Here is a 21866-nt window from a genome sequence, read left to right as displayed (position 1 = left end):
AGTGTCTAGAGCGCGTCGATCATCGCTTGGGTAATCAGGCAGACGCCGTTCTCCGTACGGTAGAAGCGTTTGGCATCCAGCTCAGCATCATTCCCAACGGCAAGACCATTGGGAATTTTCACGCCGCGATCAATGACGACATTGGTTAACTGTGTCACTTCGCCAATATCCACGCCCGGCAATACGATGGCGCGTTTCAGCGTGCTATAGGAATGGACATTGACGCTGGTGAATAACAGGCTTTGATCAACCCGCGCGCCGGACACGATACACCCCGCCGACACCAGAGAATTGACCGCATGGCCGCGCCTTCCGACCTCATCATGGATGAATTTCGCGGACGGAGCGAGTTCCGAATAGGTCCAGATCGGCCAGTCTTTGTCATATAAGTTGAGCGCTGGTTCGAGGGAACAGAGGTCCAGATTAGCTTCCATATAGGCGTCGACCGTGCCGACATCGCGCCAATAGGCCTCCTCTTCGCCCGCAGAGCGGACGCATGATTTCGTAAAGCGGTGGGCTTGCGCTTTGCCGTGTTTGACGATGTAGGGAATGATGTTTTTGCCGAAATCGCGGTCCGTTTCCGGATCTGCCGCATCGCGTTTGAGTTGTTGGAATAGAAACTCTTTAGTGAAGACGTAAATGCCCATGGAGGCGAGGCAGACATCTGTCATGCCGGGAATGGTCGGCGGATCAGAGGGTTTCTCCAAGAAATCGGTGATCACGTCATTTTCATCGACATGCATCACGCCAAAAGCCTGAGCGTCTTTCTTCGAGACTTCAAGACAGCCGACCGTGACATCTGCGCCAGACGTCACATGCTCTTCCAGCATTAGCTCATAATCCATTTTATAGATATGATCGCCCGCAAGAACGACGATGTATTCGACGTTTTCATAACTTTCGATGATGGGAATGTTTTGATAAACCGCGTCAGCGGTGCCTTCATACCAGCGGTCATCAGACATCGTCTGTGAGGCCGGCATAATATCAAAGGACTCATTGCGTTCGGCGCGGTAGAAATTCCAGCCGCGTTGTAAATGGCGGATGAGGCTGTGTTGCTTATACTGCGTGGCGACGGCGATACGTTTGATGCCGCTATTCATGGCGTTCGACAAAGCGAAATCGATGATGCGGAACTTGCCGCCGAAATAGACGGCGGGCTTGGCGCGAATTTCGGTTAGGTCCTTGAGGCGTGACCCGCGTCCTCCCGCCAAAACCATGGCCAATGTCTTTTCGCCCAGTCGGCGATTAGACCCAAATGCCTTTGTTTGTACCATGCACCCTCGCTGTTCTTTTTATCTTATGGGGTAACTTAAGCATAATTGGCGGGCTTGGCCTAAAGGCTTTTTCGCTGGTTTGACAAATTATCCCGCCGAAAACGCCTCAAACTGCATCAATCGCCTGATAATTATGCAGTCTTGATGACAGCGTTGTCAGATTCTCGCCGCTTCCGCTATTCAGAGCCGCAAAATCATCGTAAGGATCGATGATGACAACGATAAAACACAAAATTGACGACGCCAAAGACCTGCATGATGAGCCTTTTGGTGATGTTGTGTTGCGCCACCTCATATATTCCGTGGGCAAGGATAAAACCCACGCCGAAGCGCGCGATTGGAATGTTGCTGTGTCTCTCGCCGTACGCGACCGTATGGTCGAAGGCTGGATCGATACGACGCGGCACGTTTATGCGCGCCAGCAAAAGCGCGTCTATTATCTCTCGATGGAATTCATGATCGGGCGAATGCTCGAAGATAACCTGACCAATCTGGGCCTGCTGAGCGAAGCGAAAGAGTTCATCGCGTCGCAAGGTCTTGATGTCGAGACTGTGCTGCACGCCGAACAAGACGCGGCGCTGGGCAATGGTGGGCTCGGACGATTGGCGGCTTGTTTTATGGATAGTATGGCCACGACGGGCGTGGCTGGCATGGGCTATGGCATCCGCTACCAACACGGCATTTTCCGCCAAACACTCGAAGACGGGTGGCAGATGGAAGAGCCGGAAGACTGGTTGTTCGAAGGCAATAGCTGGGAATTCCGCCGCCCTGAAGTGGTTTATGAAATCGGCTTTGGCGGACATGTGACCCATGACGCAGACGGCAAAGCGACCTGGACGCCAGCAGAGTCGGTTCAAGCGGTCGCGTTTGATATGCCGATTGCGGGCTGGGAAGGCGATCACGTTAATACGCTGCGTCTTTGGAGCGCGCGTCAATCCGGCATGATGAACCTCGACACGTTCAACGATGGTGACTTTATGGCCGCCGCGCGCCAGCAAGTGTTGGCAGAAACGATCTCTAAGGTTCTCTATCCGGGCGATCATACGCCGCAGGGTCGGGAGCTTCGTTTGAAACAAGAAGTCTTCTTTACCTCCGCGTCACTGCAAGACATGTTGCGCCGCTTTTTCACCAACTATGATAACCTCGATAATCTAGGCGATCATGTCGCGGTGCAGTTGAATGACACGCATCCCGCCATTGCCGTGCCGGAACTGATCCGGATTTTGATGGATCTGCATGGTTATACGTTTGAGCGCGCGCTCGAAATTACCCGCGAGACTTTGCACTACACGAACCACACGCTGCTGCCTGAAGCGCTGGAAAAATGGCCCAAAGATCTGTTCGAACACATCCTTCCGCGCCATTTGCAGATCATCAATATGATCGACGGTCATTTCTATCAGGAAGCGATGGCTAAGGGCCTCGACCACCACATCATTGCCGGCATTCAGGTCATCCACCCGCATCAGCAGGATTGGGTGCGGATGGGCAATTTGGCCTTCATTGGCTCGCGCAAAGTCAACGGCGTCTCGGCGCTGCATACAGAGCTGATGAAGCAAACGGTGTTTCACGATCTGCATACTATGTACCCGGACAAGATCATCAACCAGACTAACGGCGTTACGCCGCGTCGCTGGCTGCTCGAATGTAATCCCGGTTTAGCCGGGTTGATAACGGAACAGATTGGCGATGGCTGGATCGATGATCTCGAGCAGTTACAAAAGATCGCGCCGCTTGCGACCGATGCGGCGTTTCAGAAAGCCTATCGCGCGGTGAAATCCGCGAATAAGCAGCGTCTCGCCGATATGGTGCAGGAGCGGACCGGGATAACGCTCAACACGGACGCGATCTTCGATACGCAGATTAAGCGCATTCACGAATATAAGCGCCAGCATATGAATATTATGGAAGCGATCGCGCTCTATAATGCGATCAAAGCCGATCCGGAGGGCACGAAGCGGGGGGCTGCCTGGCAGCCGCGTGTGAAGATTTTTGCGGGCAAGGCTGCGCCAAGCTATTTCTTTGCCAAGCTGATCATCAAACTGATCAATGATGTTGCCGCTGTCGTCAATAATGACCCGGATATTGGCGATAAGCTGAAGGTCGTATTCCTGCCGAACTACAATGTTTCCATGGCGGAAGTCCTGATTCCCGGGTCTGATTTGTCGGAACAAATTTCGACAGCCGGGTTTGAAGCCTCCGGTACGGGCAATATGAAATTTGCGCTCAACGGGGCGTTGACGATTGGCACGCTTGACGGGGCCAATGTTGAAATGCTGGACCATGTCGGGGAGGATAATATCTTCATCTTCGGCTTGAAGGCGGACGAAGTGGCCGAGCGCCAACATCGGCGCGCACGCCCTTCAGAAGTCATCAAGAACTCGCCCATGTTGCAGCAAATCATGTCCCAGCTGAGCGACGGGACATTCTCAGACGGCGAAACGGAGCGTTATCGCGATTTCCTGACAAATGTCGGGGATCATGACTATTTCCAAGTCATTCCGGATTTCCAAGCCTATTGGGATATGCAACGGCAATTGGATGGTTTGTACCAAAACGCAGAGGCCTGGTTTGAGAAAGCAATCTTAAACACGGCGCGCATGGGCTGGTTTAGCTCCGACCGCACTATCCGGAGTTACGCGGATCAGATTTGGCGGGCCCCGCATAAAATGTCTGGCACATAAGTGGCAGACGGGGCGCTCATCCACCGGCTTGAGACTGGCACACTGAGCGATCCCTATGCGCTGCTGGGGCCGCATACTGACAGGGCGGAGACGATTATCCGTGCGTTTAAGCCCGCAGCGGACCGCGTCGACGTCATCAAACGCAAGGGTCGCAAGCCGGTGTTGGAGTTAACCCGCGTCACCGACAGCGGTCTGTTTGAGGGACGGATTAAAACGTCTGCTCTCAACGGCGCTTATGACCTCATCACGCATTATGGCGACACGCCACACCGCGCCGCCGACCCTTATGCTTTTGCGCCGAATATTGGGGGTCTGGATCTACATTTACTGACAGAGGGGCGTCATCGTCACCTCTACCGTGTGCTGGGCGCGCAAATCATGGACCGGGATGATGTCTCTGGAACGCGCTTTGCGCTCTGGGCGCCCAGCGCAACAGGCGTGTCCGTTGTCGGGGACTTTAACGGCTGGAACGCGGTGCAGCACCCGATGGCGACGCGCGGGGGGTCGGGTATTTGGGAAGTCTTCATTCCGGGCGTCGCCGACGGCGCAGCCTATAAATATGTGATCCGGGACCAAAGCGGGACGACCGGCCCCTATAAAGCCGACCCCGTCGGGTTTGGCGCGGAAATCCGCCCGAACTCCGCCTCGGTTGTGCGGGCGCTCCCTGCACGACACTGGGGCGATAGTGACTGGATGCAAAGCCGCGCCCCCAAACAACGCCGGGATGCGCCAATTTCAATTTACGAGGTTCATCTCTCCAGTTGGCAGCGGGACGCCCCGCATTGTTTCCTGTCTTATCGCGACATAGCAGAGCGCCTCATTCCTTATGTCCAGAATCTTGGCTTCACCCATATTGAGTTGATGCCCATCACAGAACACCCGTTTGATGGCAGTTGGGGCTATCAGCCGATTGGTCTGTTTGCGCCGACCGCGCGCTTTGGCACACCATCGGATTTCCGTGCGTTTATTGATGCGTTTCATCAAGCGGGCATCGGCGTGCTGCTCGATTGGGTTCCGGCGCACTTCCCAAGTGATGAACATGGTTTGGCGCAATTCGACGGGACGCACCTCTATGAACATGCCGACCCCAAACAGGGCTTTCATCCCGATTGGAACACATTAATTTTCAATTTCGGGCGGCAGGAAGTCGTTAATTACCTCATTTCCAATGCACGGTTCTGGTTAGAAGAATATCATTTGGATGGGCTGCGCGTGGATGCGGTCGCCTCCATGCTGTACCGCGATTATTCGCGCGAAGACGGAGAGTGGATTCCGAACGCAGACGGGGGCAACCAAAACTGGGAAGCGGTCGCGTTCCTGCAGGCCATGAACCGCGATGCTTATCTCTCGCTCGACGGCATTATGACGGTCGCGGAAGAAAGCACAGCTTGGCCCGGCGTCTCTCAACCGACAGATAATAATGGTTTGGGATTCGGTTATAAATGGAACATGGGCTGGATGAATGACACGCTCGAATATATGTCTGAGGACCCGATCAATCGGCGCTATCATCATCACAAGATGACCTTCGGCATCGATTACGCCTTTTCAGAGAATTATATATTGCCGCTCAGCCATGATGAGGTCGTGCATGGCAAAGGTAGCTTGATCGCTAAAATGCCGGGGGATGAGTGGCAAAAATTCGCCAATCTTCGCGCCTATTACGGATTTATGTGGGCCCACCCGGGTAAAAAACTCCTGTTTATGGGCTGTGAATTTGGCCAAACAGGTGAATGGCGTGCAGACGATCAATTAAGCTGGGATCAAGCCGGACGGGCCCCGCATAAGGGGGTCGCGACATTGGTTGGCGACTTAAATGCAGGCTACCGCGCCACCCCTGCCTTGCATGAGTTGGATTTCGATCCATCCGGATTCGAATGGGTCGAAGGCGGCGCACAAGCCGACAATGTGATCGCGTTCCTGCGTTGGGACGCGGCGAAGCAATCGCCGCTCCTCTGCGTTTGCAATTTCTCCCCTGTGCCGCGTCACGATTACAAACTGGGCGTCCCGATGGCAGGAACATGGACCGAAGTCCTAAATACGGACGCGGCTCACTATGGCGGGTCCGGTGTAGGCAACCTCGGCGCGCGTCACACCGTGGCAGACCCGCGTCATGGCCAACCGCACAGCCTACCGGTAAATTTGCCACCGCTGGCGACGGTGTGGTTTTCACCGAAAAGTTGATCGCCTATTGGGGTCGCTGAATCGAAAATTGCTCCCGAATGCGCCCATAATGCGGGCCATTGAGGCGGGAGATCGTGTCGAGCTTGTTCAGATCAATGCGCAGAGGATCGAGGCTTTCGATGATTGCGTCGCGAATGTGAAACTCCAAGACTTCGCCCAATATCACGCGGCCGCCTCCGGACAGCGGATTATCATGGGTCAGGCGGCATTCCATCGCGACGGGCGCGTCGGATAATCGGGGCGGCATGACATTGACTGACGGCGCTATGTCCAGCCCAACATGCTCAACTTCGCTGACACCCGGCGGCAGAGACGCGGACGCCGCGCTCATCTTTTCTGCCAACGCCATATCGACCAAATTGACGACAAATTCACCCGTGGCGACAATATTATTAGGCGTGTCTTTCTGGGAGCCGTCGGCATTCGGCTGAAACCCGAGAACCACGGTTGGCGGGGCGCTGCCGACAGCGTTGAAAAAGCTAAACGGCGCTGCATTGACCCGACCCTGCGCATCAACCGTCGTCACGAACGCAATAGGGCGCGGGACGATGGTCGATGTAAGCAGCCGATAGGCTGTCGACGCCGAAATATCCGCGGCCGAAAACCGTTTCATTTATTTGCTCAAGGCCGCCCGCCACCGTGCCACTTGTTCGCGGACCCGGATCGGCGAGGTGCCGCCATAGCTGGTGCGGCTGGTAGCTGACGCGAGTGGGGTGAGGACGGAGAAAATGTCCTGCGTAATGCCCGCCTCGACGCCCTGCATATCGCCAAGATCAAGCTCTGACAGGGTCAGGTCTTGGCTTTCTGCCATGGCGACAATTCGGCCCGTGACGTGGTGGGCATCGCGGAACGGCATGTTGAGTGTCATAACCAACCAGTCAGCCAGATCGGTTGCGGTGCTAAACGCAGCCCCCGCCGCCTCGGCTAATCGAGCCTCATTGGGCGTCATATCGCGCACCATACCCGCCATGGCGCGCAAGGCTAATTCGAGCGATTCGAACGCCTCGAACACAGGTTCTTTATCTTCTTGCATGTCCTTGGAATAGGCGAGCGGTAGACCTTTCATGACGATCATCAGCGCGGTCAGGCTGCCCATAATCCGTCCGACTTTAGCGCGAACCAGCTCGGCGGCGTCCGGATTGCGCTTTTGCGGCATGATAGAGCTTCCCGTCGTAAAGGCGTCCGTGAGGGCAATGAAACGGAATTGCGCACTGGTCCAAATCACCATTTCTTCGGCCAGACGCGATAAATGCGTCGCGCAAATGGAGGCGGCGGCCAGCGCTTCGAGCGCGAAATCGCGCGCCGACACAGCATCCAGCGAGTTCGCCATCGGGCGATCAAAGCCGAGGGCTTCGGCCGTCATGTCGCGGTCAATCGGATAGGGAGTTCCGGCGAGCGCGGCTGCGCCAAGCGGGCTTTCGTTCATGCGCACGCGACAATCGCGCATCCGACCTCGGTCGCGCGCAAACATCTCCAGATAGGCCAGCATGTGATGACCGAAGGTGACGGGCTGCGCGCTTTGGAGGTGGGTGAAGCCGGGCATTATCGTCGCGGCGTGCTCATCCGCCTGATCTAACAGTGCGGCCATCAAATCTGTCAGCAGCGTGTCGAACAGGTCAAGCGATTTGCGGGTCCAGAGGCGGAAATCCGTCGCCACTTGGTCATTGCGTGACCGCCCCGTGTGCAGCCGCCCGCCCGCTTCGCCGATGCGGTCTTTCAACCGGGCTTCGACGTTCAGGTGAATGTCTTCTAATTCTTCAGAGAAGGGAAACTGGCCTGCGTTGATTTCAGCCAGTATCGCATCAAGCCCGCCTAAAATTGCGTCGCGATCCGCGTCGGTGATAATGCCTTGCTTGGCGAGCATGGTGGCATGGGCTTTTGAGCCGGTAATGTCTTCTTCGGCGAGTTTTTGATCAAACCCGATGGAGGCATTGATGGCCTGCATAATGTCTGATGGCCGTGCGCTAAAACGTCCGCCCCACATGCTCTGGCCTTTAGGGGCGTTATCACCTATTTCACTACTCATGTTCTCTGCGTCCCACTTCTCTCTGGCCAATGCGATCAAACTGATGATCTTTGGCGGCCTCCTAGCCTTTAGCGTCGTCGCCGTGAAGGCCTGCCAAGCGCCAGCGGGCGCATTGGACCGCTTTGCGGTAGAGTCTTTGTCCAAACTGACCTCACTGGAGGCCCCGCCAACACAGCCCAACCTTCGTTTGACGACACCAGACGGCGAGGTGAGCCTGGCGGATTTCCACGGCAAAGTGGTTTTGGTCAATGTCTGGGCGACGTGGTGCGCGCCGTGTGTCGTGGAAATGCCGAGCTTGGACGCGTTGCAGCGTTTGCGCGGGGGGGATAATTTTGCCGTCGTTCCGATTAGCCTCGACCGTCAAATGGCGGCCGCGCAGGACTTTTATGACCGGACAGGCTTGAGCGACCTCCCGCTGATCCATGACGGGACGTTCGCCATCAGTTCTCGCCTCGCGTTGCCGGGCCTCCCCACGTCAATATTCTATGATGAATATGGCCGAGAATTGGCGCGCCTGCCCGGTGAGGCCGATTGGGCGAGCGATGAAGCCCTCGCGCTGGTCGACTATTTGATGGGTCAGTAGCCGCGACCGATTGTCCTGCCGACGGAACGAATCGCCGCTTTGTCCGCTAAGCTCCCATGATTAATCCGGAAACATGGATGGAAATTCGCGAAGGCGGGTTTTATTGTGTGCCGGCGGAATGTTATGTCGATCCAATGGTGCCGGTCACGCGCGCAGTCGTCACCCATGGTCATGCAGACCATGCGAGCCGTGGTCATGGCCGGGTCTGGGCCACACCCGAAACCATCGATATTATGCGGACGCGCAACTATGTGGCGGATGAAACGCAGACCACGGGACTGCCTTATGGCCAGCGTCATGACTTAGGCGGTGGTGTGACCCTATGGTTTGCCAGCGCAGGCCATATTTTGGGCAGCGCGCAAGCGGTGTTCGAATATCAGGGTCAACGTATTGTCGCGGCCGGTGATTTTAAACGTCATCCCGACCCAACCTGCGCCCCGTTTGAGGTCGTGCCATGCGATGTTTTCATTACGGAGGCGACTTTCGCTCTACCCGTTTTCCAGCACCCGCCACTGGAGGATGAAGTTGAAAAGCTGATGCGCTCAATGCGGACGCTTCCGGACCGCACCCATATTGTTGGCGTCTATGCGCTCGGTAAATGCCAGCGGGTGATGAAAACCTTGCGGCTCGCGGGGTATGAACATCCGTTTTATATTCACGGCGCGTTAAAACGGCTGACAGAGCTGTATGAAAGCTACGGGCAGGATTTCGGGGTCTGGCAGTTGGTCAGTGAAATCGACCGCAATGATAAAGACCGCTTTCGCGGCAAAATTGTGCTCTGCCCGCCCGCGCAAATTAATGATCGTTGGTCGCGTCGGTTTGCGGATCCGCTGCCGACAGTGGCGTCAGGCTGGATGCAGATTCGGGCCCGAGCACGACAGAAGCGTGCCGAATTAGGGTTGGTTGTGTCGGATCACGCCGATTGGAATGATTTGCTTCGCACCTGTCGCGAAACAGGCGCAGGCATGGTCTGGATCACCCACGGTCGCGTTGAGGCGCTGGAATATGCCCTCAAGAAAGAGGGGATCAACGCCAAGGGGCTTCATCTGATCGGGATAGAAGAGGCGGCGGGGGAATGAGTTTTGCTGCCTTTGCCGATCTGCTCGATGATCTCTATTTTACGAACTCGACCCTCGCGAAAGAAGCGATCCTGAGCGACTATTTACGCCGCACGCCTGACCCAGATCGGGGTTGGGCGCTGGCTGCGATTGGTGGAACATTGTCGTTCGATCTGTTCAAGCGCAATCTTGTTAAGACGCTGATGGAAGAACGGATGGACCCCTATCTATTCCAATTGTCGCGTCATTATGTTGGTGAGCTGAGCGAGACGGTGGCGCTGGCCTGGCCGCAAAGTTCTGAGCCTGTGCGCCTGAACCGCTTGCCGGACTTGCATGAAGTGATCGATGAATTCACCCGTCGCGATAAGCCCGGCATTCGCGCCTATTTAGTCACCCTGCTTGATAATATGTCTCCGCCGCAACGCTGGGCTTTGCTTAAGCTCGGAACACGCGGCCTTCGGATTGGGATGAGTGCACGCACAGTCAAGAAGACTCTCGCCAATATGGCGGGCGTAGATGTTGGCGTTTTGGAAAAGCTCTGGCACGGAATCACGCCGCCTTACACGTCGCTTTTCGCTTGGATCGACGGCAATGCTGAGATGCCGGACATCTCAAACGTGCTGACCTATTCTCCCGTCATGCTGTCCCATCCAATTGATGAAGCCGCTGATTTAGATCGCCTCTCCCCCGAAACCCACCACGCTGAATGGAAATGGGATGGCATTCGCGTGCAAGTCGCGGGGATGAATGGCGAAGCCCGGATTTATTCGCGCACAGGCGATGATATTTCGCACAGCTTTCCGGACTTGGCAGCGACGGTCAATTGGGACGCGGTGATTGATGGCGAATTGCTTGTGCGCCCCGACGGACAGATCGGGTCCTTCAACGACCTTCAACAACGGCTCGGCAAGAAGAAACCGTCCGGGGCTTTGATGAAGCGATTGCCCGCCCACCTCATTGCCTATGATATAATTAGTGAGAACGGCGTCAGCTTTCGCGACCAGACCTTAGACGCACGCCGCAAGACACTTGAAGCCTTCATCGCAGAGCGTCACCCAGATCATTATACGATTAGTGAGATTCTTGAGTGGACTACGGTCGATGATCTGCGCGGGTTACGGCAAGAGGCGGCGGACAGTGAGGGCCTCAAAGAAGGTCTGATGGTGAAGCGGCGCGATACACCCTATGTCTCCGGCCGCCCTAAACATGCGTGGTATAAATGGAAACGCGATCCATTTTTGCTGGATGCCGTGCTGATGTATGCGCAACGTGGGACAGGAAAACGTTCTTCTTATTATTCCGATTACACGTTTGGACTGTGGGCGAATGTTGAGGGCGAGGCGAAACTCCTGCCAATTGGCAAAGCCTATTTCGGCTTTACGGATGAGGAATTAAAACAGCTCGATAGTTGGATCCGAAATCACAAAGTCGCGCGCTATGGCCCGGTTCAAGAAGTGGACAAGGAGCTCGTTTTTGAAGTGGCCTTTGATAGCGCCCATGAAAGCCCCCGGCATAAATCCGGCTACGCTCTGCGTTTTCCGCGTATTAGTCGGATTCGCTGGGACAAGCCCGCGCATGAGGCTGATCGGCTTGAAATTATGGACACATTAATCGGAAAATAGAGCGTGCAACTCCTTCTCTCTTGAGGAGGAGATGCAACGAATGCGCCATTATTACAAAGTTTTGGAACGTTTTCTCTTAGGTTTTCGTTGCTCCTGTGAACCCACCCGCGACTGTCTCGCCGACAGACCGCGCCACATTCAAGGAGACCCCCATGGCGATTAATAATCTCAAAGACCTCTATATCGAAGAATTGAAAGACCTGTACGACGCGAACCAACAGGCCAACGACACTGTCGAGAAACTGATCGATGCGGCCACCGATACGGACCTCAAAGCGGCGCTCGAACGCTCCATCGACGGGACGAAAGAGGGGAATGCGCAAATCAAAGCCATCCTCGACAGCCACGGTGAAGGTGTCGGCAATGTCACGTGCCAAGGCATGAAAGGCCTGACCAAAGAAGCTGAAAAACACGTACTAAAAGAGAAATATGGCGATGACAGTGTTCGCGATGCCATGCTGATCAGCCAATACCAACGGATGGCTCACTATGCCATCACAGGATACGGCTCGGTTGAGGCCTTTGCCAAACGCCTCGGCGCATTAGAAGACGCGCAAAAGCTGGAAACCTGCAAGGAGCAAACGATGGAAGGGGACCTCGAATTCACGAAACTCGCGCAAGGCTCCATCAACGAAGCCGCAAGGGCCGCATAATAGAGACCAGAGACGTCTGATTTCAAGCCGCCTGTGTTCTGCACAGGCAGCTTTTATCTATTCACCGATGATGCTGGTGAAATTCAGTCAAGCGTGTCAAACTACGCTTCATGAATGCTATGGATGATGGTGAAGACGATCTGGGCCTTTCGGTGGCCGCCCTTGCGGGTGTGGGCGGCAGTCAGATACCCGGACAAGCGCTGCGCTTGGATGATGCTGAGAACATGCTCAAGTCGAGCTTTCGTACGATGGCCTTGTTTGAATTTTTTGCGGATGTGAAGCGCCCCGCCTCGATTGGCGAAATCGCAGACAATCTCAACATGCCGCAATCTTCTGCGTCGGCCCTAACAAAATCTCTGCAAGATTCGGGTTATTTGGAACGCGAAGTTGAAAGCCGGGCGTTCTACCCAACGCTACGAATCGCCTTTCTCGGCGATTGGTTGATCAAAATGTCAGGTCTTCCGGATGGATTTGCTGATAATCTCTCGCGCCTGTCCGAGACGCTGGGCGAAACAGTGTTCCTGGCCATGCGCAATGGGATCTACAGCCAATATATCTACACCCATCATAAGCCGGGGCCTGTGCGGGCGCATGTCGAAACAGGATCAGTGCGGCCTCTGGTTTGCGCGGCGACGGGCTACTCGATGCTAACAGGTGACACGGACGCAGACGTTGGCAAGCTGATACGGCGCACGATTCACGAGGTCGATAAGCCGTTCTGGAAAGACAACGCGCCTGCCGCGCTTGAAGGCGTCCAGGCTGCACGGACGCGCGGCTATGCGGTCACCTATCACCCGTCTGGAAACGGAACGGGTGGGATTGCTGTCGCGCTGCCCTCGCGCGGTGTGCGCCGACAACTTTGTGTCGGTGTGGTGGGCCCAACGGATGCCCTCGCTGAGCGGGAGTTGGAAATTGCGCCTGTGCTTCGCGGATTTGTCGCGGGTCTTCCGCGCTCCATCGAAGATGCGATTATGGGACGCGCCGCCTTGGCACGCGCCATCACGCCCACGTAGGTTGTGCGGGACTTAATGATCCCGGAGACTTCTCATGGCTGATGCTTATATTATTGACGCAGTTCGTACCCCGCGCGGGATCGGAAAAATCGGTAAGGGCGCGCTCGCCCACCTCCATCCGCAACATCTCTCTGCAACTGTTTTGAAAGCCCTTGCCGCGCGCAATGATCTGGACACGGCGAAAGTCGATGATGTGATCTGGGCCACCAGCACGCAAGTTGGCAAGCAGGGCACAGATCTTGGCCGTATGGCCGCGCTTGATGCGGGCTATGATGTCCGGGCGTCGGGTATGACGTTGGACCGTTTCTGTGGGTCCGGCATCACATCGGTTTCACTGGCCGCGTCGCAGATTATGGCCGGGATGGAAGATTGCGTGATCGCGGGGGGCTGCGAAATGATGAGCTACACCGCCTCGATCATGGATCCAAAAGTGCCGCCTATGATGGATGCAGGCAATTTATCTCTGCGTGCGAAACATCCACAGACGCAGCAAGGCGTCGCGGCGGATGCCATTGCGAAGCTGGACGGCATTGACCGCGACGCGCTGGATGAGTTGGCGCTCACCAGCCAAGCGCGGGCCGCACGGGCGATTGCTGAAAACCGGTTCTCTGGCTCGCTGATCCCCGTTCATAATGAGGACGGAACCCTCGCGCTTGACCACGAAGAGTTTCCCCGTCCGCAAACAACGAAAGAAGGTTTGGGGCAGCTCAAGACAGTGTTTGCGATGTGGAGAGATATTCCCGTCGATGAACAGGGCACAACTTATGGTGATTTGGTCGAACAACGCTATCCGCAACTCAAAGACAATTGGGAGCATGTTCACCATGCCGGCAATAGCTCGGGCGTTGTTGACGGCGCGGCGGCGCTGCTGCTGACGTCAAAAGAGTTTGCGGACGAACATGGGTTTAAGCCGCGGGCGCGTATCGTGACCGCGATCAATATGGGGGATGACCCGACGCTCATGCTCAACGCCCCTGTGCCTGCCGCCCAGAAAGCCTTGGCGCGGGCCGGACTGTCAAAGGACGATATTGACGTCTGGGAAATCAACGAAGCTTTCGCCGTGGTGGCCGAAAAATTCATCCGTGACCTCGATCTGGATCGCGAGAAAGTCAACATCAATGGTGGCGCGATGGCGCTGGGTCATCCGATCGGTGCGACGGGATCGATCTTAATTGGCACAGCGCTTGATGAGCTGGAGCGAAGTGGCGGTCGCTACGCGCTCGTCACCATGTGTGCGGCAGGGGGCATGGCTCCGGCGATCATTATAGAGCGGATTTAACCCAGCGCACGCATCTACGGGGGCAACAGATTAACCGACAGCCCCTCGCGGGGCTCAAAACGGTTGTTCTGTTGAAGAAAGGGTGACGGCCCCACAAAGTCCGTGAAGGCGTTCTGTATCCTCGTGACCTCAGTTTGAGGTGGGTGCCGGAATTAAACGAACCACGGTTCGAACAGAGCCAGCTCCCGAGTGATATAGTAAGGTCCGGTGGATTAGTGCAATCACGCAACCCGCAGAAACCGTCTCAGGCTATTTGGGCGTTGTCGCAATCGGGCGCAAGCCGGAATTAGCAGCCCACGCAAGCGTGACACACCGCGGATTAGTGACCGGTTTCTGCCAAACGCTCGGCGAGCCGTTCAATGCGCCGCGCGGCCGTCATGAGGCCTTCAACGGCTTCGACTTCCGTTGATTCGCGGGCCTTGGTCGCGGCGTCGAGTTTTTTCGTCATATCGCCGAGGCGTTCTTCAATTTGCAGTTCAACGGTGCTCTCAGGGTCTTCGATTTCGTCGATCAAGGTGATGCCTGCCATGACGAGCAAGCGAAGATCACCGATTTGGCCAAATTGATCCGCCATCTGTGCGACGCGCGCATCAAGCCGTTGACCGAGGCGGGTGAGTCGTTCTTCTTCGCCCGCTTCACAGCCCAATCCGTAGGCCCGACCATTAATGTTCAGGCTGACTTTACCCATCAGTATTTCCTCCTAGCGCCTGCTGAAGCGCCGCAATTGTCATATCCAGTTCCGCGCGCGTCTGTTTGGATAAGGTGTCGAACTCGGCTTCACGCCGCCGCCGGGCTTCAAGGGCTTCGTCTAACTCTGCGGCCATGCGGACGCGGTCTTCTGAAAATCCCTCGGCCTCACGCGCTTTGGTCTCTAACTGGGCGAGTTTACCCAACATTGGATCAAGTGATTTCTCAAGTGCGGCCACAGCCGTTTGCAGGGCGAGGGCGGCGTCCTTGAGGGTGGGTTGTTTCATGTCAGCGCTGTCATTCATCGCGTGTTAGTTAAAGTCCTCATTATCTGACCTGAATGACGTAAGATTTGCTCCACGCCAAGGGTATTTTATTGCTCTTGCGGAATGTTCCGCGTAACCGCGCATGCAATTCCACCTGTGATAGTCGATCTCATGTCCGAGGTTTATCTATCCAGAGCGCACAAACTCTCAGGAAGTCACCTTCTCGCTATGACTCTTAAGATCGCCATTAATGGTTTTGGACGGATCGGCCGTCTCGTCACTCGTGCCTTGTATGAGTATGATATCACTGATGTCGAGCTCGTCCTCATCAATTCACCTGGCAATATTGAAACGTCGGCGCATCTGCTGCGCTATGATTCTGTGCATGGCCGGTTCGGCGCAACGGTAACCGAAGGAGAGGATTGGATCGACTTTGGCCGCGGACGTGTGGCGATGAGCCATGAACGTAATCCAGCGGATGTGGCCTGGGGCGACGCGGATCTGGTTATGGAATGCACGGGTCTGTTTCGCACGCGAGAGCGGTGCCAGCCACATTTTGACGGCGGCGCCAAAGCGGTCCTGATTTCCGCGCCCGGCGAGGATGTGGACCAGACGATTGTTTATGGGGTCAATCATGACAAGCTCGGCGCGAATGACCGCCTCGTGTCTTGCGCCTCTTGCACGACCAACTGTCTCGCACCGATTGCCAAAGTGATCCTTGATGCGGTCGGTATCAAACGCGGCTTTATGACGACCGTGCATAGCTATACGCAGGATCAGCGAATTCTCGATAACTCACACAAAGACCTCTACCGGGCCCGCGCGGCAGGCCTCAACATGATCCCGACCAGCACGGGCGCGGCCAAAGCGGTCGGCATGGTAATTCCAGAACTCACAGGCCGGCTCGCAGGCGCTGCCGTTCGCGTGCCGACCGCCAATGTGTCTATGATCGATCTGGCGTTCCAGCCTGCCATGAAAACGACAGCGGAAGACCTTAATGCGGCGATGCAAGAAGCGGCGGAAGGCTCGATGAAGGGCATTATTTGCTATTCACGGAATGCGCTGGTCAGCTCTGATCTCAATCATGACCCGCATAGCGCGATTTATGCTGCGCCCCTGACCAAGTCGATGGACGGCGATCTCGTCAAGGTTATTGCTTGGTATGATAATGAATGGGGCTTTGCGAATCGAATGATTGATGTCGCTCGCGTCATGGGTCAACGATTAGGGATCGCATAAAATGGATATTCGCCGTCTCGAACAGGCTGATTTATCCGGCAAAACCGCCCTTGTGCGGGTCGACTTTAATCTGCCGCGCGACGAAACGGGTGCGATTACGGATGATACGCGGCTGCAATCAGCTTTGCCGACGATTGAATATTTGCGTGACCACGGGGCGGCTGTGGTTCTGCTGTCGCATTTTGGTCGTCCCAAGGGTGAGCCAGATCCGGCCTTATCGCTTTCATTCGTCGCTGAACCGCTGGCAGCAGCGCTAAACGCCCCTGTCCGGTTTCTAACCTCGCTCAATATTAACGCGCTTAAGGATTTAGGTGCAGGCGATGTGCTGGTGCTGGAAAACACGCGGTTTTTGCCAGGGGAAACCACAAACGATCCCGAATTAAGCAAAGAACTGGCGCAGTTTGGCGATCTGTTCGTGATGGACGCGTTTTCCGCCGCGCACCGGGCGCATGCGTCTTCTGCTGGGATCGCCGATTACCTCCCGACCTATGCGGGGCTCGCCATGGCGCGTGAGCTCGACCATTTGGCGCAAGCGCTGGACCACCCGAAACAACCGGTCATGGCGATTGTCGGCGGCGCGAAAGTGTCCTCCAAGATCGATCTTCTCGAAAACCTCGTCACCAAGCTCGACCGTCTCGCGATTGGCGGCGGTATGGCCAACACCTTCTTACTCGCCAAAGGGATCGACGTCGGCAAATCTCTCGCTGAACTGGACCTGCTGGGCAAAGCCAACGATATTCTTAAAGCGGCGCGCAAGGCAGGCTGTGAAATTATCCTGCCCGTTGACGGCGTTGTCGCGACAGAATTCAAAGTCGGGGCGAAGACCCGCGTCGTGTCGCTTGCAGACGGCTCAATGGACGCGGTTAAAGCGAATGAAATGATCCTCGACGTCGGGCCCGACACGGTGACCGAACTGATGGACGCGATGGATAAATCCAATACCCTGATTTGGAATGGCCCGCTGGGCGCGTTTGAAACGCCCCCGTTCGATACCTCGACAATAGAAGCCGCGAAATATGCCGCTAAACGCGTCCGCGCGGGCAAGATTGTCGCTGTGGCCGGCGGTGGCGACACGGTCGCCGCGCTCAACGCAGCCAATGTCGTGGATGACTTCACCTTCGTCTCAACGGCAGGCGGGGCGTTTTTAGAGTGGATGGAAGGCAAAGACCTTCCGGGCGTAAAAATTGTAACACAGACGAATAGACAAAATGGGAGCGCATAAAATGAGCAAGATGGACGACATGGTCGCCGTCGCGAACGCGATGGTCACGCCCGGAAAGGGCATTCTGGCGGCGGATGAATCCACCGGAACAATCGGCAAACGCTTTGCCTCAATCGGCACAGAAAACTTGGAAACGAACCGCCGTGACTGGCGCGACATGCTGTTTCGCACCCGTCCCGCGATGGATGACCATATTAGCGGTGTGATCCTTTATGATGAAACGCTGCGCCAAAGCGCGGCGGACGGCACGTCGATGGTTGATCTCATCAAAGCGACGGGCGCTATCCCAGGGATTAAAGTGGATATGGGCATCACCCCGCTTGCGGGTCGACCGGGCGAAACCATCACGCAGGGCCTCGACGGCTTGCGCGAGCGTTTAGCAGAATATTATGAACTCGGCGCCCGGTTTGCGAAATGGCGCGCCGTGATTGAGATTTCTCACCCGGATGTGGCCGTCGGTCGGACGCCAACAGAGGGTGGAATTAAAGCCAATACGCACGCGCTGGGTCGCTACGCCGCGCTTTGCCAAGAAGCAGGCATTGTCCCCATTGTCGAACCTGAAGTGCTAATGGGCGGCGCGCATAGTGTTGAGCGCTGTCACGAAGTCACAGAACGCGCGCTTAATTCGCTGTTCACAGAGCTGTATGAACAAGGTGTTGCGCTGGAAGCGACGATCTTGAAGCCGAATATGGTCGTCGCGGGCAAGCAATGTGCGCAACAGCCGACGCGCGAAGAAATCGCCACACGTACAATTAAAGTGCTCAAAGACACGGTTCCGTCAGCCGTTCCCGGGATCGCCTTTCTGTCCGGTGGGCAGGAGAATGAAGAAGCCACCCGCAATCTCGACATGATGAACAAGATCGGCGGTTTCCCATGGAAACTCACTTATTCTTATGGTCGCGCTTTGCAGCAGTCCGCCTTGTTTGCTTGGCAGGGTAAAGCGGCGAATTATGACGCGGCTCAAACGGCTTTCGCACACCGCGCGAAAATGAACGGTCTCGCGTCCAAAGGGCAGTGGTCGCCCGAGGTCGATGCCGAAGTCGACGCGTAAGCCGTTGTTTTGGGCGATCTCGTCATTGATATCGCCCAACCTTACGCGGATTGGCCGGACATACAGTCGCGGATAGAGCCCGCCGTGCAAGCCGCCTTGACAGAGGTCGACAGCCCGAATGAGGGTGAATTGTCCGTCGTCCTTTCGGATGATGCGCAAGTGCAGCAGCTCAATCGCGACTACCGCCACAAAGACACGCCGACCAATGTGCTCTCTTTTCCAATGACGCCGGACACGGGGTTGATGGGAGATGTCGTGTTTGCGCGACAAACGATTGCGCGTGAGGCGACGGCGCAAGGCAAAGATTTTGCCGATCACTTCGTCCATCTGTTGATCCACGGCGTCCTGCATTTGCAGGGTTTTGATCATCAGACCGATGCGGATGCCGATGATATGGAGGCGCGCGAAGTGCGCGCCTTAGCGCGGCTGTCGATTGACAATCCCTACATGGGCTTTAAGCGCTAGGCCGTTATGATAACCGATCCTGTGCCGCAATCCGATCCGGCCGCCGAGCCTCCAAAACCCTCATTTTTCGCTAAGGTCTTTCGTCGCCGTAACGCGAATGGGCTGAACGGGGCTGAATCTGTCTCACCGACAGAAAAAGTAGCGGCGCAAGAACGGATGATGGATGCGGCGGAGCGCTTTCATCTTTTGCGTGTTGATGATGTTATGGTGCCGCGGGCGAACATTGTTGCCATTGAGAAGACCGCAACTTTAAAAGAATTATCCAAAGCCTTTCGGGATGCCGGACATTCGCGCCTCCCTGTGTTCGAGGACACGCTCGATAACCCCATCGCGATGGTTCACATTAAGGACTTGCTCCCCTACCTCATGTTCGATGCGCGTGGGCGGACGGCCAAGACATATCCGGATCGCAAAGTAATTCGCACGATTAAGCGGCAAGTCCTTTATGTTCCGCCGTCCATGCTCGCCCCAGATTTGTTGCGGCGCATGCAGGCGCGGCGCATCCACATGGCTATCGTCGTTGACGAATATGGCGGCACAGACGGTCTCGTGACGATTGAAGACCTGATCGAACCGATTGTCGGCGATATTGAAGACGAACATGATGAGCTCCAAGATGCGTTCAAGAAAGTCGTGCTGGAAGGCGGTAAAGTCTGTTGGGATGCCGATGCGCGGATGAGTATTGACGATTTTGAAGAAGCGATTGGACGGGACTTTGCGACGCTGGATGAAGAGGAAGAGGTCGACACATTAGGCGGCCTCGTCTTTACCTTGGTCGGTCGCGTTCCGGAACGGGGTGAAATTGTCGTTCACCCTCAAGGGGTGGAAATGGAAGTCATTGATGCGGATCCCCGCCGCGTGAAACGCTTACGAGTCACCTTGCCTGTGGCAGAGAGCGATCTGGTCGGAGCGATGACGCAAACCCTACCACTGACATGACCCGATTAAACGCGCCTTTGCGGCACGGCGGGGGTTGGTCTCAGTCCGGGTGGCTATCCCGTATTGCTGTGATCGCCTCTGGGGCTATCGCGGCTTTTGGATTTGCGCCGTTTCATCTCTGGGGGGTTACTCTTCTTTCGCTAACATTGCTGTTCATCCGTCTTGTCGGCGTGTCGCGCCGGGACAGACCCGCGCGGGCAGGGTTCTGGACCGGATTATTGTTTGGTCTTGGTTGGTTTTCGGCCAGTTGTTTTTGGATCGCGTCCGCTTTTATTGAGCGGGGCCCTGAGTTCATTCCCATGATCCCGCCTTTGGTTGGCGGGCTGGCCATCGTTTTGTCTTTATTCTGGGGCGTGGCCGGGGCTGTCGTTGCGCGGCAAGGCAGAAGACAGGGCGCGATATGGCGGAAAGCTATGCTCTTCGTTGCGGCATTTACGCTGGCGGAGCTCGCGCGCGGCCATGTTTTGTCCGGCTTTCCGTGGAATATGGCCGCTTATGCGTTGGAACCTGGCGGCGCGATTAGCCAATCAACCAGCCTATTCGGCGTCTATGGGCTGACCATGGTGATCTACGTCATAGCCGCCCTGATTGGAGGGGCTGTGTTGACCCGCGATTGGCGTCCCGCGCTGGGCGTGGGCGTGACACTGGCCGCATTGTTTAGTTTCGGCGCGCACCGTCTGGCGCATGCCACACAGGATATTCATCCCGGCGTCGTTTTGCGTTTGGTCGCGGTTCCGTTTCGGCAATCAGAAAAAATTAACCCCACCACGTCGCTCGATATCGTCAATAGCTATCTGGCGGTCAGTGTCGAGCCGGGCATCGAGGATGTAACCCATCTCGTGTGGCCCGAAGGGGCCGTGAACGGGCTTGTGACCGAAGATGACGGGCTGCTGCGTTATCTGGGGGGATTGCTGTCGCAGAGAACGTCAACGCCGCCTGTCTGGCTGATGAACTCGCTCAGACAAGAGGTTGTGCTGGATCGCCGGGGTGTGCCTAAGACCCGATATTATAATAGCGCCGTCGCGATTACCTTTGATCCGCTTGGGAATCCGGCGATTGCGGGATCGAATGACAAGAAGAAACTTGTGCCCTTCGGAGAGTTCATTCCGGGCGGAGAGCTCGTTGAACGTATCGGGGCCCGTCTTGTCTCCACGGCGATCGCGTCAATTTCATCTGCGCCGGAAAAGCTTGTCTCGGAATTTCCCGGACTGCCACCGATTTCACCGCAAATTTGCTACGAAGTCATCTTCCCCGGCCTCACACCCGGATCATCCGAGGGGTCGCCCGCCCCTCAAGCCATCCTCAATCAATCTAACGATGCCTGGTTCGGGTCGACGGTCGGTCCGGCGCAACATGCCGCCATCGCGCGCTACCGCGCGATTGAAGAAGGATTGCCGCTTATTCGATCGGCGGCCAATGGTGTCAGCGGCGTTTTTGATTCCTATGGTCGCGCAGAGCGTGTGTTGAGTGGAAAACGCGTCGGGTATCTGGATGCCGTTTTGCCTGTTTCCATCGGTCAAACCGTTGAAATCACCGTCGTCAATGCAGTCCTAGCCTTGCTAAATCTATGTTTGATACTACTAGGTGTGACGGATTTACGGCGGTTTTAAGGATGATT

At 56.0% G+C, this 21866-nt stretch carries 19 protein-coding genes; 14 read left to right on the top strand and 5 right to left on the bottom strand.

The features are described from left to right. Positions 1-5: 5 nt before the first annotated feature. On the bottom strand, positions 6-1277 hold the full coding sequence (gene glgC, locus IE105_RS03275; protein WP_189495380.1) for a glucose-1-phosphate adenylyltransferase: 1272 nt from the start codon (positions 1275-1277) through the stop codon (positions 6-8). A 212-nt stretch (positions 1278-1489) separates the two neighbouring features. Here glgC and IE105_RS03270 point away from each other — a divergent pair, with 212 nt between their 5' ends. Then, complete coding sequence (locus tag IE105_RS03270) at positions 1490-3961, top strand: glycogen/starch/alpha-glucan phosphorylase (protein ID WP_233353964.1); 2472 nt, start codon at positions 1490-1492, stop codon at positions 3959-3961. After that, positions 3962-6145: a 1,4-alpha-glucan branching protein GlgB gene (gene glgB / locus IE105_RS03265; RefSeq protein WP_189495377.1), complete on the top strand. Its 2184-nt coding sequence runs from the start codon at positions 3962-3964 to the stop codon at positions 6143-6145. 4 nt (positions 6146-6149) lie between these two features. Here glgB and IE105_RS03260 read toward each other — a convergent pair whose 3' ends face one another. Both IE105_RS03260 and argH read right to left on the bottom strand, forming a co-directional pair. Continuing rightward, on the bottom strand, positions 6150-6758 hold the full coding sequence (locus IE105_RS03260) for a flavin reductase family protein (protein ID WP_189495375.1): 609 nt from the start codon (positions 6756-6758) through the stop codon (positions 6150-6152). Then, positions 6759-8171, bottom strand: coding sequence for an argininosuccinate lyase (gene argH, locus IE105_RS03255; protein ID WP_233353963.1), 1413 nt, complete (start codon positions 8169-8171; stop codon positions 6759-6761). On the opposite strand from argH, the gene IE105_RS03250 reads away from it, so the two are divergent. From IE105_RS03250 to IE105_RS03225, 6 genes are all read left to right on the top strand, one after another. After that, complete coding sequence (locus tag IE105_RS03250; protein ID WP_189495373.1) at positions 8170-8754, top strand: TlpA family protein disulfide reductase; 585 nt, start codon at positions 8170-8172, stop codon at positions 8752-8754. The two genes, argH and IE105_RS03250, sit on opposite strands and share 2 nt — an antisense overlap. A gap of 56 nt (positions 8755-8810) precedes the next feature. After that, positions 8811-9833 carry a ligase-associated DNA damage response exonuclease gene (locus IE105_RS03245; protein WP_189495371.1) on the top strand — a complete coding sequence of 341 codons (1023 nt, stop codon included), beginning with the start codon at positions 8811-8813 and terminating at the stop codon, positions 9831-9833. Beyond that, positions 9830-11434, top strand: coding sequence for a cisplatin damage response ATP-dependent DNA ligase (locus IE105_RS03240; RefSeq protein ID WP_189495369.1), 1605 nt, complete (start codon positions 9830-9832; stop codon positions 11432-11434). The genes IE105_RS03245 and IE105_RS03240 overlap by 4 nt, the downstream gene beginning before the upstream one ends. 152 nt (positions 11435-11586) lie before the next feature. Continuing rightward, entirely contained in the window at positions 11587-12087 is a 501-nt protein-coding gene (locus IE105_RS03235) for a YciE/YciF ferroxidase family protein (protein ID WP_189495367.1), read from the top strand. 110 nt (positions 12088-12197) lie between these two features. Then, the gene (locus tag IE105_RS03230) at positions 12198-13100 is read left to right on the top strand and encodes an IclR family transcriptional regulator (RefSeq protein WP_189495365.1); all 903 of its coding nucleotides are present in this window, start codon (positions 12198-12200) and stop codon (positions 13098-13100) included. Between the two features lie 34 nt (positions 13101-13134). Further along, on the top strand, positions 13135-14379 hold the full coding sequence (locus IE105_RS03225) for an acetyl-CoA C-acetyltransferase (protein ID WP_189495363.1): 1245 nt from the start codon (positions 13135-13137) through the stop codon (positions 14377-14379). A 319-nt stretch (positions 14380-14698) separates the two neighbouring features. Here IE105_RS03225 and IE105_RS03220 read toward each other — a convergent pair whose 3' ends face one another. Continuing rightward, positions 14699-15067 (bottom strand): cell division protein ZapA, encoded by a 369-nt coding sequence (locus IE105_RS03220; RefSeq protein WP_189495361.1) that lies wholly within the window; start codon positions 15065-15067, stop codon positions 14699-14701. Then, complete coding sequence (locus tag IE105_RS03215; RefSeq protein ID WP_189495359.1) at positions 15060-15353, bottom strand: DUF4164 family protein; 294 nt, start codon at positions 15351-15353, stop codon at positions 15060-15062. The genes IE105_RS03220 and IE105_RS03215 overlap by 8 nt, the downstream gene beginning before the upstream one ends. 207 nt (positions 15354-15560) lie before the next feature. Between IE105_RS03215 and gap the strand changes: the two genes are divergently transcribed. Genes gap through lnt form a run of 6 tightly spaced genes read left to right on the top strand, consistent with a single transcriptional unit; the run spans position 15561 to position 21858 of the window. Next, on the top strand, positions 15561-16571 hold the full coding sequence (gene gap, locus IE105_RS03210; protein ID WP_189495357.1) for a type I glyceraldehyde-3-phosphate dehydrogenase: 1011 nt from the start codon (positions 15561-15563) through the stop codon (positions 16569-16571). A gap of 1 nt (position 16572) precedes the next feature. Continuing rightward, positions 16573-17793 carry a phosphoglycerate kinase gene (locus IE105_RS03205; protein WP_189495355.1) on the top strand — a complete coding sequence of 407 codons (1221 nt, stop codon included), beginning with the start codon at positions 16573-16575 and terminating at the stop codon, positions 17791-17793. A 1-nt stretch (position 17794) separates the two neighbouring features. Next, the gene (locus IE105_RS03200; protein WP_189495353.1) at positions 17795-18844 is read left to right on the top strand and encodes a class I fructose-bisphosphate aldolase; all 1050 of its coding nucleotides are present in this window, start codon (positions 17795-17797) and stop codon (positions 18842-18844) included. Between the two features lie 9 nt (positions 18845-18853). Then, complete coding sequence (gene ybeY / locus IE105_RS03195; protein WP_189495351.1) at positions 18854-19309, top strand: rRNA maturation RNase YbeY; 456 nt, start codon at positions 18854-18856, stop codon at positions 19307-19309. Positions 19310-19315: 6 nt separating this feature from the next. Continuing rightward, the gene (locus IE105_RS03190; protein WP_189495349.1) at positions 19316-20248 is read left to right on the top strand and encodes a hemolysin family protein; all 933 of its coding nucleotides are present in this window, start codon (positions 19316-19318) and stop codon (positions 20246-20248) included. Then, complete coding sequence (gene lnt, locus IE105_RS03185) at positions 20245-21858, top strand: apolipoprotein N-acyltransferase (RefSeq protein ID WP_189495347.1); 1614 nt, start codon at positions 20245-20247, stop codon at positions 21856-21858. Before IE105_RS03190 ends, lnt begins: the two co-directional genes overlap by 4 nt. Positions 21859-21866: the final 8 nt, after the last annotated feature.

The sequence above is a fragment of the Algimonas arctica genome (assembly GCF_014652695.1).
Classification (GTDB): domain Bacteria; phylum Pseudomonadota; class Alphaproteobacteria; order Caulobacterales; family Maricaulaceae; genus Litorimonas; species Litorimonas arctica.
This window is presented reverse-complemented; position numbering and strand designations above follow the sequence as displayed.